Origin of the sequence: Azohydromonas lata NBRC 102462 (assembly GCF_001571085.1) — a bacterium.
In the GTDB taxonomy this organism is placed as follows: domain Bacteria; phylum Pseudomonadota; class Gammaproteobacteria; order Burkholderiales; family Burkholderiaceae_C; genus Azohydromonas; species Azohydromonas lata.
Map to the genome: position 1 here is coordinate 1 of NZ_BCTC01000068.1, position 15,462 is coordinate 15,462.

Annotated in this window: 10 protein-coding genes and 1 pseudogene; 4 read left to right on the forward strand and 7 right to left on the reverse strand. The window is 67.9% G+C overall.

Annotated features, from left to right (window positions below; all coding sequences use genetic code 11):
- The first annotated feature begins 546 nt into the window (after nt 1–546).
- Nucleotides 547–1,644 carry a PQQ-dependent sugar dehydrogenase gene (locus ALA01S_RS20555; RefSeq protein ID WP_169805969.1) on the forward strand — a complete coding sequence of 366 codons (1,098 nt, stop codon included), beginning with the start codon at nt 547–549 and terminating at the stop codon, nt 1,642–1,644.
- 91 nt (nt 1,645–1,735) lie between these two features.
- Here ALA01S_RS20555 and ALA01S_RS20560 read toward each other — a convergent pair whose 3' ends face one another.
- Entirely contained in the window at nt 1,736–4,195 is a 2,460-nt protein-coding gene (locus ALA01S_RS20560; protein ID WP_084267773.1) for a PAS domain-containing protein, read from the reverse strand.
- A gap of 80 nt (nt 4,196–4,275) precedes the next feature.
- On the opposite strand from ALA01S_RS20560, the pseudogene ALA01S_RS32075 reads away from it, so the two are divergent.
- A pseudogene (locus ALA01S_RS32075) lies at nt 4,276–4,671 on the forward strand (transposase); the annotation flags it as partial.
- 16 nt (nt 4,672–4,687) lie between these two features.
- On the opposite strand, the gene ALA01S_RS20565 reads toward ALA01S_RS32075, so the two are convergent.
- From ALA01S_RS20565 to ALA01S_RS20590, 6 genes are all read right to left on the reverse strand, one after another.
- Nucleotides 4,688–5,773, reverse strand: coding sequence for a porin (locus ALA01S_RS20565; RefSeq protein WP_066340407.1), 1,086 nt, complete (start codon nt 5,771–5,773; stop codon nt 4,688–4,690).
- A 176-nt stretch (nt 5,774–5,949) separates the two neighbouring features.
- Nucleotides 5,950–7,155 (reverse strand): 3-oxoadipyl-CoA thiolase, encoded by a 1,206-nt coding sequence (gene pcaF / locus ALA01S_RS20570; RefSeq protein ID WP_066340352.1) that lies wholly within the window; start codon nt 7,153–7,155, stop codon nt 5,950–5,952.
- Nucleotides 7,156–7,189: 34 nt separating this feature from the next.
- On the reverse strand, nt 7,190–9,244 hold the full coding sequence (locus ALA01S_RS20575) for a 3-hydroxyacyl-CoA dehydrogenase NAD-binding domain-containing protein (protein ID WP_066340353.1): 2,055 nt from the start codon (nt 9,242–9,244) through the stop codon (nt 7,190–7,192).
- Nucleotides 9,245–9,397: 153 nt separating this feature from the next.
- Nucleotides 9,398–11,485, reverse strand: coding sequence for an acetate--CoA ligase family protein (locus tag ALA01S_RS20580; protein WP_066340359.1), 2,088 nt, complete (start codon nt 11,483–11,485; stop codon nt 9,398–9,400).
- A gap of 20 nt (nt 11,486–11,505) precedes the next feature.
- The gene (locus tag ALA01S_RS20585; RefSeq protein WP_066340362.1) at nt 11,506–12,294 is read right to left on the reverse strand and encodes an enoyl-CoA hydratase/isomerase family protein; all 789 of its coding nucleotides are present in this window, start codon (nt 12,292–12,294) and stop codon (nt 11,506–11,508) included.
- Between the two features lie 44 nt (nt 12,295–12,338).
- The gene (locus tag ALA01S_RS20590; protein WP_157119148.1) at nt 12,339–13,316 is read right to left on the reverse strand and encodes a tripartite tricarboxylate transporter substrate binding protein; all 978 of its coding nucleotides are present in this window, start codon (nt 13,314–13,316) and stop codon (nt 12,339–12,341) included.
- Nucleotides 13,317–13,490: 174 nt separating this feature from the next.
- Between ALA01S_RS20590 and ALA01S_RS20595 the strand changes: the two genes are divergently transcribed.
- The gene (locus tag ALA01S_RS20595; RefSeq protein WP_066340366.1) at nt 13,491–14,279 is read left to right on the forward strand and encodes an IclR family transcriptional regulator; all 789 of its coding nucleotides are present in this window, start codon (nt 13,491–13,493) and stop codon (nt 14,277–14,279) included.
- 221 nt (nt 14,280–14,500) lie between these two features.
- Nucleotides 14,501–15,457 carry a Bug family tripartite tricarboxylate transporter substrate binding protein gene (locus tag ALA01S_RS20600; RefSeq protein WP_066340371.1) on the forward strand — a complete coding sequence of 319 codons (957 nt, stop codon included), beginning with the start codon at nt 14,501–14,503 and terminating at the stop codon, nt 15,455–15,457.
- Nucleotides 15,458–15,462 lie beyond the last annotated feature (5 nt).

Consider the following 15,462-nt stretch of genomic DNA (forward strand, 5'->3'; position numbering starts at 1 on the left):
CCTATGAGCCACACTCGTTCGGTTCAGTGGGCGCAGTGCATGGGCTAGGGCAGTTGCTCGTGCATCAATCGACCGCTGTCGTGAACATCCGTGGCGGACGCGCAGAGCAAGTGGCTGTGCGAGTTCTCATCGAGGCCGCAGGCGTGACTACAGGGCTTGCCCATCAAGCGAGCCGTATACATGTTTGCAGGCCAGTTCTCATCACCACGTGGAGCTTGCAAAGAGCGCCCGATCCGTACATTTCGTAAAACTACGAGCCCCTGCATCAGATGCAAATCGATTCAAAAGTGCGCACCTTGGTGTGAGATTCTTCTGCTTGGTGAGCCTTCCCAAACAATTCCCAAGTTCTCTTTCCTTCGACTTCATAGGGACAGATGTATGCGCATGGGCCCAAATACCGCTTTGGCAACAACCTTGAGCGGATATTCTCGACGCGAGTTACTTCGCCGTATGGCTGGTGCTGCAAGCGCTGCCGGGGTCGCCGCGTTACTGCCCGGTTGTGGCGGGGGCAGCAGTGCGGCGCGCACGGAAAGCGCCCTGGAGGGCGTGAAGGCCTTGGGCGGCCTGCTGCCGACCGTGAGCACGGTGCGCAGCGGCCTCGATCACCCGTGGGGCTTGGCCTTCCTGGCCGACAACAGCATGCTCGTGACGGAGCGCGTCGGTCGCTTGAGCCTTGTAAGCGCGGACGGCGGCAAGATCAGCACGGTTACTGGTTTCCCTATTGGGCGGCTCCAGACTGCCGGCCACGGCGGGTTGCTGGACGTCGCGGTGGACCACAGTGAAGGCGGTGACATCTGGGTCTATCTCAGCTACGCGGAGCTGGGTACGGACGAGCAATCCGACCGTGCCGGGGCCGCGGTCGCCCGGGCGCGTCTTGTTGGCACCGAGCTGCATGATTTCACGGTCATCTTCCGCGCCTTTCCGAAGTACCCCTTGAGCTTGAGCACGTTCCACTATGGCTCCCGCCTGCTCTTGGCGGGAGACGACAAGCTCTTCATCACTGTGGGCGAGGGGCGCAACGAGCTGCTGAGGCGACAGGCGCAATGGCTGCGCAGTCATCTTGGAAAGATCGTGCGCATCAACCGGGACGGAAGCGTGCCGCAGGACAATCCGTTCATAGGCCATGAGGTCGCACAGCCCGAGCTGTGGACGCTGGGCCACCGCAATCCTCAAGGCCTGGCGATGCACCCGGTCACGGGCGACATCTGGAGCAGTGAGCATGGCCCGCAAGGCGGCGATGAGCTCAATGTCATCGAGCCAGGACACAACTACGGCTGGCCCAAGATTTCCTATGGTTGTGAATATGGGACGCCGGTAGATACCTGTACGGTGGTGGGCGGGAGCACGTCCGCGCCTGGCCTGGATCAGCCTGTGACGCATTGGGGCCGGGTGCGCATCGCGCCCAGCGGCATGGCCTTCTGCGATGGGCGCATGTTCCCCGAGTGGCGCGACCACCTGATCCTTGCCGGACTGGGTGGCAAGGAACTGTGGCTGGTGGGCATTGAAGGCCGTGCCGTGGTGTCCCGCACGCCTATGTTCGCCGAATTGGGCAGGCGTTTCCGCCACGTTCGACAGGCACCTGACGGTAGCCTGCTGCTGCTGACGGACGAGGACAACGGCAGCATTCTGCGCGTATCGGTTTAGCCGGTAAGCGGCGCGAAGCAGCCGGTGTCGGCACTGAGAAAGTCTTTGCCCTCGCCCTCCTTTTAGGAGAATCCAGTCTGTTCCCGGTCGATCACGCCAAGCGAAACGGCAGCTCGACGCTGAAGGTGCTGCCTTGCCCCGGCTGGCTTTGCACCGCTAGCTCGCCGCCCATCATGTCCACCAAATGCCGCACGATGGAAAGGCCCAGTCCCGTGCCACCGAAGCGCCGCGTGGTGGAGGAGTCGGCCTGCGTGAAGGCTTCGAAAATCCGTGCCTGCGCCTGCTGCGCGATGCCTATGCCCGTATCGCTGACGTCGAATCGAAGCAGCACCTCTCCAACCCCATGAGCTTTTTGTTGAACGTGCAGCTTGATGCTGCCGGTCAGCGTGAACTTGACGGCATTGCCCAGCAGATTCAATAGCACCTGCTTCAGGCGCAGCGGATCACCGGTGAGCATTTTTGCCAGGTCCGCTCCGGCATCGAACTCCAGCATCAGCCCCTTGGCCAAGGCCTGTGGCTCCACAATGGCACGCACGGCGTCGAGTACGGATGCCAGATCAAAGGCGACACGCTCCAGCCGCATCTCCCCGGCTTCAATGCGTGAGAGGTCGAGCACGTCGTTCACCAGGGCCAACAGCTGCTCACCGGCCTGGGCGACGTGGCCGACGAAGCCTTGTGCCCGTGGGGGCAGTGCCATCTGCTGCAGTAGGTGACTCAACCCGATGACGGCGTTGAGCGGCGTGCGTAGCTCGTGGCTCATCGTGGCCAGAAACGCGCTCTTGGCTTGGTTGGCGGACTGGGCAGCATCGCGCGCCGTGACCAGCTCGGCGGTGCGATTCAACACGCGCTGCTCCAAGGCGGCGTTGAGCGCCTGGAGTTCGCCTTCCGCCTGCTTGCGCTGCGTGATATCCCTGAAGAGGATGGCCACCCGCCGTTCTCCAGGCTGGCCGACCTTAAAAGCGTGCACCTCGAAACTCCGCTGCAGCGCTTTGGCCGCACCTTCGAAGTGGACGGGCTCGCCCGTGATGGCAACATGTCCGAAGGTTTCGAACCAGTGCGCCTCGTGCTGCGGTGCGAGTTCGCGCATGCGTCGCCCCACGGCATCGAGCAAGCCCGTCTGCTGGCTGAAAGCCGGATTCACGGATTCGAGCCGGAAGTCCACCGGGCGGCCTGCAGCGTCAAATATCACTTCGACAGTGCAGAAACCTTCGTTCATGCGCTCGAACAGCGTGCGATAGCGCTCCTCGCTCAGGCGCAGGGCCTCTTCGGCGCGTGCGCGCTGCACGGCGGCCCAGGCGCGTTCGGCCACGTCTTCCACCAGTGCGATCTCGTCGGCGGTCCAGTGCCGCGGCACGCTCTGGCTGACTGCCAGACAGGCCGCGAGGCATCCGTCTTTCACGATCGGCACGATCAGGCAGGCACGAATGCCCGCTGCCACCTCAATGAGATGGTCCAGCCCTTGGCGCTGCGCCGCTTCCTGCACGTCGGCGACCACGACCGTTTGCCTTGCCGCGAGCTGCTGTGCTACGTACGAACCAAAATCCTGGACGGTGGCGTCCGGCACCTCGCTGTACACGATCTGGCTGGCACCCAAGTGCACGCCGAGCAGACGCGCCACTTCAGCCTGGATGGCGCTGGCCTCGCCATGCGGGCGCAGCGCGTCTTCCAACTGGGCTATGAAGCGCTGCGCCTGGGCCTTGCGGCGCGTATCGGCCTCCCGCACCCGCTCGGTGACGTCACGCGCAAAGATCGCGACACCGCCCTCCTCGGTCGGATAGGCATCGATTTCGAGGTGCACGTCATAGCCTTCGCCGACGTAGTGCTGATGCAGGTGCTGCTCCACGCCTTCGGTCACCACGCGCCGATACGCGTGGCCCGCGTCCAGATCCACGGAAGCCGGGAACACGTCCCAATGGGTGCGCCCGAGCACTTCTCGCCTTGACTTGCTGACCAGGCGCTCGGCGGCCGGGTTCATCGAGACGAAGCGAAACTCCGGGTCGAGCACGAAGTGCGCGTCCGTCATCTGCTCCAGCAGACGCGCCGCGCGTTGCTCGGCTTTTATAAGTGCCAGGTGCCCCATGACCTCGTGCGTGACGTCTTGGACATGGTGAAGCAGGAAGCGCACTTCACCGTCGGCGCCCGGCACCGGCACGTTGAGCAGTGCCCAGTGGCGCTCCTCCCAGGTGCCATCAGAGCGGCGCAAGTCGTAGCGCTGAATGGCCATGCGGTGCGGCGCCCGGGTACGCAGCACAGTCTCCAGCGACATGCGCAGGTTGCCGACACCGGAGGGCTCGGGGTTGTCCGGGTTGGAATCCGGGAACACCTCGAACAGTGGCCGGCCCAAAGTGGCTTCCCGGGTCGTCAGGGTTGCTGCGAGGCGCTCGTCGCTGGCTGCCAGCATCGTGAAGCGCGGAGCGTCGGCGGCCAGCAGCAGCCAGACCCCCGGCATGGCGGCGAACACGGCATTGAAATCCTCTGCGCAAAGCGCTACGCCGGCCAGGGGCCCGTGATGTAGCCCCGTAGGAGAGTCACCGTGCTGGATGTTTTTCATGTGGAGGTGCGGCCGGACTGCCGGGCAGCTGCTACAGACGTAGCAGCAGTTTGCCAAAGCGGCGAGCCCCGCAAGGGCAGCATCAGCGTTTGCACAATGCACTGTTGCAGTCCGCACGCGGCATTGGCCCCGTGGCCAGCGCCACGCTCATTGCCGAGTTGCCTGAGATCGGGCGGCTGACCAGGCGTGAGATCGCCGCCCTCGTGGGCGTGGCTCCCGTGGCCTGTGACTCGGGCTACAGCAACGGACGACGCCGTGTACAGGGCGGGCGCTTTGACGTGCGCCGCGTGCTCGGCAGGCCATGCTCACTGCCGTCGTGCGCAACCCGCCGCTCAAGGCGTTCCACGAGCGGCTGCGTGCCGCGGGCAAGCTGCCCAAGGTGGCGCTGGCGGCTTGCATGCGCAAGCATGCTGACCATGCTCAGCGCCATGGCCAGAACCGGTACACCCTGGAACGGCTCACTTCACGGCACTTGACTCGTAAGTCGGTTACTCAGAACCGGTGCTGCACACCCACGATCACACCGGTCTGCGTGTCACGGAAACCCGTGACGCCCTGCGGGCTGACATCGCGGGTCAGCGCCACCGATTGGCCGTTCTTGGCGCGGGCATGGCCCGCGGTGGCATACAAGTCGGTGCGCTTGGACAGCGCATAGCGGGCGCGCAGCACCAGCATCTTGGGATCAGCTTCGGTGGCGAGGTTGCGCTGGTCCAGGTAGTACAGCGCCGCGGACAACCCCAGCGCCGGGGTCGCCTGCCAGTTCGCGCCCACCCAGTAGGTGTTGGCGCGCAGTTCTGCAGCACCGCTGGCCCGCTCCATCTTGTAGTAGCGGGCACCGGCCTTGAGAGCCACGTCCTTGTTGAGCTGCCAGCCCAGGCCCGCGTGGTACGCCGTGGTCTCGTCGCGAGGCGTCGGATTCTGCGTGCCGTTGATGCGCTCGCCCGTAAGCGCGACGGTGAAGGGCCCGGCGCCATAGCCTACGGCGAGCGCGTAACGCCGCCCGGCACCGCTGGCGCCCGCCACTTCGCCAAATCCATAGGAGGCACCGACCTTGAAGCCGCCGAACGTGCCGGTGTACTTCAGGATGTTGTCGAAAGCGGTGGTCATGCCATACGCACTGGAGGCGGCGGCCGTGGTGCCGTTGCTGGCCGTGGCCCAGGAGTAGGCCGGCGAATAGCCCATGGGGTCGAACGGCAGGATGAAGTCGTAGGCCGTGGTGTACGAGCGGCCGGCGATGATCCGGCCGAAGGCACCCTCCAGGCCAACGTTGGCCTGTCGGCGGAACAACCCGTTCGGAACGCTGCTGGGCGTATCCACGCTGCCGTTGTCGATGAAGATGCCGGATTCGAGCTGGAACACGGCCTTGAGGCCACCGCCCAGGTCCTCGCTGCCGCGAACGCCCCAGCGTGACGTGTTCATGCCACCGGAGGTCAGCCGCGTGACGGAACCTCCCGTGGCGCTGGCGTGGTTGACGACTTCCACGCCGGCGTCGACCAGGCCGTAGAGGGTTACGCCGGATTGGGCCTGCGCGGCGAAGGCCGCGGGCAGGGCGGCCACCGCGATGGCGATTTTTTTCATCATGGGTGTCTCCTCGTCATGAGGTTGGGGATGGCGCATCGCACCTTGGCGGTACGGCGCTGGGGACACTGGCAGCACGCGAAGTGCTTCCAGGCAGGCGACGGACGTCTGCAGCGGGTGCAGAGGCCCGCACAAGAGGAACTCGGCTCGCGAGGCTGCCGTAGGCAGCCGAGGGGTCAAACCCTTTCGAGCACGATGGCGATGCCCTGGCCCACGCCGATGCACATCGTGCACAGCGCGTAGCGTCCGCCTGTGTGGTGCAACTGGTTCACGGCCGTGGCCACCAGCCGTGCGCCGCTGGCGCCCAGCGGGTGGCCCAGCGCGATGGCGCCACCCCACGGGTTCACGCGCGGGTCGTCGTCGCGCAGGCCCAGCTCTCGCAGCACGGCCAGGCCCTGCGCCGCGAAGGCCTCGTTGAGCTCGATCACGTCCATCTGCTCCAGGCTCAGGCCTGTGAGCGCCAGCACCTTGCGCGTCGCCGGTGCCGGGCCGATGCCCATGATCCGCGGCGCCACGCCTGCGGTAGCCATGCCCACCACACGGGCGCGCGGCGTCAGGCCCTGCCGCACTGCGGCGGCTTCGCCGGCCAGGATCAGCGCGCAGGCGCCGTCGTTGACGCCCGAGGCATTGCCGGCTGTGACAGTGCCGTCCGGGCGCACCACCCCCTTGAGCCGGGCCAGCGCCTCCAACGACGTTTCGCGCGGGTGCTCGTCCTGGCTCACCACCAGGGCATCGCCCTTCTTCTGCACGATCGTCACCGGCGTGATTTCGGCGGCCAGCAGGCCGGCCTTCTGCGCCGCCACGGTTTTGCGCTGCGAGGCCAGGGCGAACTTGTCCTGGTCCTCGCGGCTGATGCCGAACTCGGTGGCGACGTTCTCCGCCGTCGCAGGCATGGAATCCACGCCGTAGGCTGCCTTCATCGCCGGGTTGACGAAGCGCCAGCCGATGGTGGTGTCTTCCACCGAGTTCTGACGGCTGAAAGCAGCGGTCGCCTTGGGCATGACGAAAGGAGCGCGGCTCATGCTTTCCACGCCGCCGGCCACCATCAATTCGGTTTCGCCGGCCTTGATGGCGCGTGCGGCAGTGCCAATGGCATCCATGCCCGAGCCGCACAGCCGATTGACGGTGGAGCCGGGCAGGCTCATGGGCAAGCCGGCGAGCAGCAGCGACATGCGCGCGACGTTGCGGTTGTCCTCGCCGGCCTGGTTGGCGCAACCGTAGATCACGTCGCCAAAGGCTTCCCAATCCAGGTTCGGGTGGCGCTCGGCCAGGGCCTTGAGCGCCACGGCGCCGAGGTCATCGGCGCGCACGGACGAGAGGCTGCCGCCGTAGCGGCCGAAAGGCGTGCGCAGCGCGTCGCAGATGAAGGCGTGTCGGGTCATGGGAGTCTCCGATAGGTCTGGTGAAAGCCGGGCGTCACGCGAGCTGCTGCAGCACGTGGCGCAGGTCGCCGCGCACGAAGCCGGGGCCGCTGAGATCGGCGAGCCAGTCCATGTCCTGGGCGAGCGCCTCGGCGCCGCGCTCGCGTGCCCAGAACACTGGGCCGCCTTCCCAGCGCGGGAAGCCGAAGCCGTTGACCAGGACCACGTCCACGTCGCTGGCGCGGCGGGCCACGCCCTCGGCAAGCAGCCGCGCCGCCTCGTTGACCATGGCCAGCAGCGCACGGCGCTGGATTTCGTCGTCGCTCAGCGTGCGCGGCACCAGGCCCTTGTCCGCACGGGCCCGCTCGATGAGCGTGTGCACCGCCGGATCGCTCTTGCGGCCGCGGCTGCCGCTTTCGTGGACGTAGTAGCCCGCCCCGGTCTTGCGCCCCAGGCGGCCGGCCTCGCACAACCGGTCCGGGATGTGCACGTAGCGCGCAGCCGGGGCGCGCGTGGCGGCCTGCGCCTGGCGCATGCGCCAGGCGATGTCCAGCCCTGAGAGGTCCGCCACCGCGAAGGGCCCCATGGCAAAGCCGAAAGCCTCCAGCGCAGCGTCCACCTGCGCGGGCCAGGCGCCCTCCTCGATCATGAATTCGCACTGACGGCGGTAGGCCGCGTAGATGCGGTTGCCGATGAAACCGAAGGCATTGCCCGTGACCACTGGCAGCTTGCGTAGCCGCTTGGCGACCACCAGCCCGGTGGCCAGCGCGTCGGCCGCGGTGGCCGCGCCGCGCACCACCTCCAACAGCCGCATCACGTGGGCGGGGCTGAAAAAGTGCAGCCCGATCACGTCCTGCGGGCGCCGCGTGGCGCCGGCGATGGCGTCCAGGTCCAGGTACGAGGTGTTGGAGGCCAGCACCGCCCCGGGCCGGGCCAGGGCGTCGATGCGCGCGAACACCTGCCGCTTGACGTCCAGGTCTTCGAACACCGCCTCGATCACCAGGTCGCTGGAGCCCAGCACCGACCAGTCGATGGTGGGCTGCAACCGTGCCTCGCACTGCGCCGCCGTCGATGCCTTGAGCTTGCCCGCCTGCACGCGGCTCGCGTAGTGCTCGCAGATGCGCTCGGTGCCGCGCCGCAGCGCGGCCTCGTCCTGCTCCAGCAGCGCGACATCGAAGCCGGCATCCAACGCGGCGATGGCGATGCCTGTTCCCATGGTGCCCGCGCCGATGACGGCGACGTGCTGCACCGGGCGCGGTGCCACGCCTTCGAGCTCAGGCAGCCGTGCGCTGTCGCGCTCGGCGAAGAACTGGTGGCGCAGCGCGCGCGCTTCGCGCGAGACGCGCAGCGCCTGGAACGCGGAACGCTCGCTCGCCAGGCCCTCCTCAATGGGAACTTGCGCCGCGGACATCACGGCCTCGATGGCCGCGTGCACCGCCGGGCGTGCCTTGCCGGCCTTGAGCGCTGCCGCCGCAGCCTGCTCCACCGCCTGGGCGTCTGCCGCCGGCACGACGCGGTCACGCACGCGGGCCTTGTTGCCGACGAGGCCGCGGGCATGGGCCACGGCAGCCGCGCGCAGATCGCCTTGCGCCTCGCAGTCGATGAGCCCCAGCGCCAGGGCCTGGCCGCTGGGCACGCGGGCGCCGCTGCAAGTCAACTCGATGGCCTTGGGCACGCCCACCAGGCGCGGCAGCCGCTGCGTGCCACCCGCACCCGGGATGATGCCCAGCGTGACCTCGGGCAGGCCGACCACGGTGCCGGCAGCAGCCACGCGGGCATCGCAACCCAGCGCCAGCTCGAAGCCGCCGCCCAGCGCGGCGCCATGCAGCGCCGCCACCACGGGCTTGTCGCAGGCCTCGATGGCCGCAATCACCGCCGGCAACTGCGGCTCCTGCAGCGGTTGGCCGAACTCGCGCAGGTCGGAGCCGGCGATGAAGCAATTTCCTGCGCCGATGAGCACGGCGGCGTGGATGCCTCCGTCGCTGGCCACCGTCTCCAAAACTTCCAGCAGGCCGCGGCGCACTTGGGCCGAGCCGGCATTCACGGGCGGGTTGTCGATCACGACGACGGCCACGTCGCCGTCGCGTTCCAGGTGTACACGGGCGCTCATGTCGCTGCTCCGGTGATGTCAATACCCGGCCCCCAGGGCCTTGGGCGTGTTGATTCATGGCGGCGCGTGCCGAGGGCGCGCGCCGCAACTTTGGCCCCGGCGCCAGGCGCCAGGGCCTTGTGGTGACGGTCCGAGCGGTGCGGACCGCTTCGTTCAGCGCGCGAGCACGGCCACGCCGTCAGCGGCGCGCACGCCCTGGCCCTGAGGCAGCACGAACACCGGGTTGATCTCCGCCTCGGACAGCCGGTCGCCAAGCTGGGCCGCCATGGCGGAGAAGGCGACGATGGCATCCACCAACGCGTCCACGTCAGCCTTGGGCCGGCCACGGAAGCCGTCGAGCAGCGGCCAGGTCTTGAGCTCGCGCGCCATGGACAGCGCTTCCTCGCGGCTGAGCGGCCCGCCGGGCGGCAGCAGCCGCATCGTGGTGTCCTTGAACAGCTCAGCCGTGACGCCGCCCATGCCCAGCAGCACGGCCGTGCCCAGCGCGTCGCGGTGCAGGCCCAGGATCAGCTCTGTGCCACCCGCAACCATCTCCTGCACCAGGAAGCGCTGCGGCCGCACGCCGGCGCGGGCTTCCACTTGCGCGGCCATCTCGGTCAGCCGCACGCCGATCTGCTCGGCGGTCAGGCCCACGGCCACGCCGCCCACGTCGCTCTTGTGGGTGATCTCGCCCGACAGGATCTTCAGCACGACCCGGCCGCCCAGCTCGCGCGCGGCCTGCTCGGCCTCGGCAGCCGTCTGGACGACGACCTCGCGGGCGCAGGGCACGCCAAAGCGCGCGAAAAGTTGCTTGGCCTGCGCCTCGTCCAGCGAGCCGGCAGGGAAGTCGTCCGCCGGCACGGCGGCCGCCTGCGGCGCCTCGGCCACGGGCGCTTTCCACTGGATGGCCTGCAGCATTCCGGCCAGGGCGGCCGTGCAGCTCTCGGCTGCGGCGAAGGCCGGCACGCCGCGACGGGTCAGCAGCGCGCCCACCTCGGGCGCATGCGGGCTGACGTAGGCCAGCACGGGCTTGTCCGACAGCGGCAGGCAGTCCTGGATGGCGCCGGCCATGAGCTCCGGCATCGCCAGACTGGAAGAGCCCACGATCACCACCAGCGCGTCGTAGCTGGGGCTGGCCAGCACCGCCTTGATCGCGCCGCGCAGCAGGTCGGGCCGCAGTCCGGCCAGCGTCACGTCGATGGGGTTGCGGTCCAGCGCGGCGTGGTCGCCCGTCTGCAGCGCGCGCAGCGCGGCGGCCGTCTCGGCGTCCGGCGCCGGCGTCTCGAAGCCCGACACGCCCAGGCTGTCCGACACCAGCGTGCCGGCCCCCCCGGTGGAGGTCAGGATCGCCACGCGCTTGTTGCGCAGCACGCGGCCGGTGGAGAGCGCAGCCGGGATGTCGAGCAGGTCGCTGAAGGTTTGGGCGCGGATGACGCCGGTCTGCCGGAACAGCGCGTCGTACATGCGGTCGGCGCCGGCCAGCGCGCCGGTGTGCGACACGGCGGCCTGCGCGCCGGCCTCGGAACGGCCGATCTTGAAGGCGACGATGGGTTTGCCGGCCCGCGCGGCCCGCAGCGCCGCGGCGCGGAATTTCTCGGGATTGCGCACCGTCTCGACGTAGAGCGCGATCACCTTGGTGGCCTCGTCGTCCACCAGGTGGTCGATGAAGTCGGCCAGCTCCAGGTCCACCTCGTTGCTGGTGGAGATGAGCTTGGACAGTCCGATGCCCCGCGCCGCGGCGCGCGACAGCAGCGCGCCCAGGATGCCGCCGCTTTGCGACACCACGCCGATGGCGCCCACCGGGAAGTGCTCCATCTCCAGCGCACCGGTGGCCGACAGCACGATGTTGTCGGTGAGGTTCACCAGGCCGATGGTGTTGGGACCCAGCAGCCGCATGGAGCCGGCGGCGTCGATGAGCTGGCGCTGGCGCCGCGCGCCTTCCTCGCCGGTCTCGGTGTAGCCGCTGGCCAGCACGATGGCGGCGGCGCAGCCGCGCTGGGCCAGCTCGCGCACGGCCAGATGCGCGCGCTCCGCACCCAGCAACACGATGCCCACGTCGGGCACCGCCGGCAGCGAGGCGATGTCGGGGTAGCAGCGCAGCTCGCCGATACGCTCGGCCTTGGGGTTCACGGGATAGATGTCGCCCTGGAAGCCATGCTTGACCAGATACGACACCGGGCGGCCGGCGGTCTTGGTGGCGTCGGCCGAGGCGCCGATGACGGCGACGCTGCGGGGCTTCAGGAGTCGGGAGATGGCGTTCATGTCGGTACTCGGCGGGCAGTTCACTTGGCGGCGGATTTGGCGAGGAACGCCATGACGGATTCGCGGTGCTCGGTGCTCGTGTAGCAGATGCCCTGGGCCTGGCTGCCCTGGGCGAAGACCTGCTGCGCGCTGAGCTCGAAGCTCTGGTTGAGGATGGTCTTGCCCAGCGCCAGCGCAGTGGCCGAGCCCTGGCTCAGCTCGGCGGCCCAGGCCTGCGCATCGGCCACGAGCGTTTCGGCGCTGACCTTGCGGTCCACGATGCCCAGCGCCAGCGCCTCGTCGGTATCGACCTTGCGGCCGGTGAAGATCAGCTCCTTGGCCTTGGGCAGGCCCACGCGGCGTGGCAGGAAGTACATGCCGCCGCCGTCCGGCACGATGCCGCGGTGGATGTAGGACCAGGTGAAGCTGGCCCACTCGCTGGCGATGATGAAATCGCAGGCCAGCGCCGTGTCGGCACCCAGCCCCGACGCGGCGCCGTTGACCGCGGCAATCACCGGCTTGGGCATGGTGTGCAGCAGCGCCTGGGTGTGGTGCACGCGCTGCTGGCGGTGCCAGCCGTTGAAGGCGATTTCGCCGGCCGGGGCGCTCATGCGCCGCTCCATGCCGGCGATGTCGCCGCCGGCACAGAAGCCCTTGCCGGCGCCGGTGAGCACCAGGGCGCGGATCGCCTTGTCGGCGGCCACGTGCTCCAGCGCCTCGATGAACTGGCTGCGCATGGCGTCGCTCATGGCGTTGCGCTTGTCGGGGCGGTTGAGGGTCAGCGTGGCGATGCCGGCGTGGACCTGCAGGTCGATGAGTTCGTTGGTCATGATGGAAATGCGTAAGTTCGGTGAGGGGAAGGCTGGCTTCGGGCTTACTCCGACTTGATGTTGTTGTCCTTGACCAGCTTGCGCCAGCGGGCCTCCTCGGCATGCACGTAGGCGTCGAGCTCGGCCGGCGTGCCGGCGCTGATGACGAGACCTTCCTGCTCGACCTTCTTGGCGAATTCAGGCGTGCGCGCGGCCTTCTTCGCCGCGGCATTGAGCCTGGCAATCACGTCGGCCGGGGTGCCGGCGGGGGCATAGACGCCGTACCAGCTCTCCACCACGTAGCCCGGCACGGTCTCGGCGACGCTGGGCACGTCCTTGAGTGCCGGGGAGCGCTCAGGGGTCGTCACGGCCAGCGCGCGCAGCTTGCCGCTGTCAACGAAGGTGGACACCGCAGCGGCGGTGCCGAAGATCATGTCTACCTGGCCGCCGAGCAGGTCCGTGATGGCCGGGCCGGCGCCGCGGTAGGGCACATGGGTCATCTGGACCTTGGCCAGGTTCGTGAACAACTCGCCGGCCAGGTGGGCCGAGGTGCCGTTGCCTTGGCTGGCGTAGGTCAGTTTGCCCGGCGCCGCCTTGGCCGCGGCAATCACATCCTTGACGCTCTTGTAAGGGCTCTCAGCCCGCACCACCAGCACGTTGGGGCCGCGGCCGATGAGCATCACCGGCGCGAAGCCCTTGTCCCATGCATAGGGCAGCTTGGGCTGCAGGCTGGGGTTCACCGCATGCGCGATCGTGGCCAGCACGAGCGTGTAGCCGTCGGCCGCGCTCTTGGCCACCGCATCGGTGCCGATGATCGTGCCGGCGCCGGGCTTGTTGTCCACCACGACGGGCTGGCCCAGTTCCTTGGCCATGCCCTGGCCTAACGTGCGGGCAATCAGATCGGTGCCGCCGCCTGGCGCAAACGGCACCACAAGGCGGATCGGCTTGTCGGGATAGGCTGCGAGCGCCGTACTCGTGGCCAGGGCCACGGTTGCCACAAAAGCACCCAGCCGTGCGAGGCCGGAACGCAAGGTCATCTGCATGGACGGTGTCTCCTGAAAAACGCGCCGACGTCGGCGTCGGCCTTGTTGGATACGGTGGAAAGCAAACTGCATGGCTCCCATCGATGCCGTGAAGGTTAGGTGGCACACTCGGCATTTGCACCACCGACTTTCCGGCAGGTGGAAATTGCCTGTCAGCTCAGAGAGAAGGACGCCATGGAAAAGCCCCAGGCAACGGCCGATGAAAAGCCCTCCAGCGCTGAGCGCAATCGCTCGCTGGAGCGGGGTGTGGAGATCCTTCGTGCCTTTCGGCCCGGGGCGGACCTGCTGGGCAACGGCGAGCTCGCCGAGCGCACGGGGCTCTCGCGCGCAACGGTGAGCCGGCTGACGCAGACCCTCATGGACTGCGGGATGCTGGAGCGCGACAGAAGCCGTCGGGCCTATCGGCTGGCCGCGCCGGTCCTGAGCCTGGCGCATGCCATGCGCACCGGATCGCCCGTGCTGGCCGTGGCGGGCCCGCTCATGCGCACCGAGGCAGAGAAACTCAAAATCAACGTCGGACTGGCGGTGGCAGACCGCGATGAGATGGTCTACCTGGAGTCCGTGCGCTACAGCCGCCGCGTGGCCTGGCGAAACGTGGTGGCCGGGCAGCGCGTGCCGATGGAACTCACCTCGTTGGGCCATGCCTGGCTTGCAGCGGCGGACGAACCGGTGCGCAAGCGGCTGCTCGCGCACTTCAAGGCCCGACGTCGCGGCGAATGGAGTGGCCTGTCACGCGAGATCACCCAGGCCGTAGCCAGCGTGAAAAACGCAGGTTACTGCTGGGCCTCGTGGCAGCCACAGGTCGTGGCCTTGGCCACCCCTGTCGTGCTGGGCAAGCATCCCGTGCACGTGCTCAACATGAGCGTTACCGGCGAAGAGACACCTCAGGCCGTGGTGGATCGGCTGCACGAGCCGTTGCTGGCCCTCGCGAAGCGTCTGCAAGAAGGGATTTCGGCTGCCTGACCCGAAACCGGAGCGAGCCGTGCGCAGGCCTTGGTTGGGACATGCGAGCAAGCCGGCAAAGCGCGATAGGCCATAGCCTGCACGCATAACTGCTATCGATGCATCGTCCTGTTCTCATGGTGACGGGCTGTCCAGAATCAGCGCCATGACGAACGGGATGCCTCGCGGCGCCGCGCAGCGGTGCAGCACAGGGCATCGAACAAGACCCTGGAGACAGCCCCATGATCCGACGCACGTTGCTCGCAGCCACTCTCTGTGCCGCGCTGCCCCTTGCAGCTCATGCGCAGGCCAAGAGCACCCGCATTGTCGTGTCCTTCCCGCCAGGAGGACCGGTGGATTTCGTCGCGCGTGTCCTGGCTGAGCAGTTGGGCAAGGAGCTTGGCCAGACGGTGATCGTGGACAACAAGGCCGGTGCCAATGGCGCGATCGGCGCTGGCGAGGTGATGCGGTCCAAGGCCGATGGCAGCACGCTGTGGATCACGAGCGTGGGTGCCGCCGCCATCAATGCCTCGCTTTATGAGAAGCTGCCCTACGACACGATACGCGACTTCACGCCTGTCTCGGTCATCGTCAACAACGTCGAGCTGCTGGTGGTGAGCCCGGCCGATCCGGCCAAGGATGCTGCAGAGTTCATGGCCAACGCCAAGAAGTCCAAGAACCCGGTCACGCTGGCCTCGTCGGGTATCGGCAGCATCCCGCACCTGGCCATGGAACAGCTCAAGGACTCCACCAAGGTGGACCTGCTGCACGTGCCGTACAAGGGCGCAGCACCGGCCATCACCGACGTGATGGGCGGCCAGGTATCAGCCTTCTTCGGCGACATCCCGGGGCTGATCACGTTCGTGCGCAGCGGCAAGCTCAAGCCGGTCGGAATCGCCTCGACCAAGCGCCATCCGGCGCTGACCGAGGTGAAGACGCTGGCCGAGCAGGGCATTGCCAATGTCGACACCAACAACTGGTACGCGCTGTTTGCACCCGCCAAAACGCCTGCAGCCACGGTCACCGCACTCAACGACGCCGTGCGCCGAGCACTGTCCCAGCCCAGCGTGAAGGCAAAGCTGATGGACGTTGGCGCGGAGCCCGCGCCGTCCACCCCGGCGGAACTTGCAGCGCTGCTCAAGCGCGACACCGACAAGTGGGGCAAGCTCATCCAGGACAAGAAGATCAAGGTGGAGTGATGACG

What these genes read in the sequence shown, in the direction of transcription:
- ALA01S_RS20560 (WP_084267773.1), bottom strand. Translation starts at nt 4,195, where the DNA reads ATGAAAAACATCCAGCACGGTGACTCTCCTACGGGGCTACATCACGGG.
- ALA01S_RS20565 (WP_066340407.1), bottom strand. Translation starts at nt 5,773, where the DNA reads ATGAAAAAAATCGCCATCGCGGTGGCCGCCCTGCCCGCGGCCTTCGCC.
- pcaF (WP_066340352.1), bottom strand. Translation starts at nt 7,155, where the DNA reads ATGACCCGACACGCCTTCATCTGCGACGCGCTGCGCACGCCTTTCGGC.
- ALA01S_RS20575 (WP_066340353.1), bottom strand. Translation starts at nt 9,244, where the DNA reads ATGAGCGCCCGTGTACACCTGGAACGCGACGGCGACGTGGCCGTCGTC.
- ALA01S_RS20580 (WP_066340359.1), bottom strand. Translation starts at nt 11,485, where the DNA reads ATGAACGCCATCTCCCGACTCCTGAAGCCCCGCAGCGTCGCCGTCATC.
- ALA01S_RS20585 (WP_066340362.1), bottom strand. Translation starts at nt 12,294, where the DNA reads ATGACCAACGAACTCATCGACCTGCAGGTCCACGCCGGCATCGCCACG.
- ALA01S_RS20590 (WP_157119148.1), bottom strand. Translation starts at nt 13,316, where the DNA reads ATGCAGATGACCTTGCGTTCCGGCCTCGCACGGCTGGGTGCTTTTGTG.
- ALA01S_RS20595 (WP_066340366.1), top strand. Translation starts at nt 13,491, where the DNA reads ATGGAAAAGCCCCAGGCAACGGCCGATGAAAAGCCCTCCAGCGCTGAG.
- ALA01S_RS20600 (WP_066340371.1), top strand. Translation starts at nt 14,501, where the DNA reads ATGATCCGACGCACGTTGCTCGCAGCCACTCTCTGTGCCGCGCTGCCC.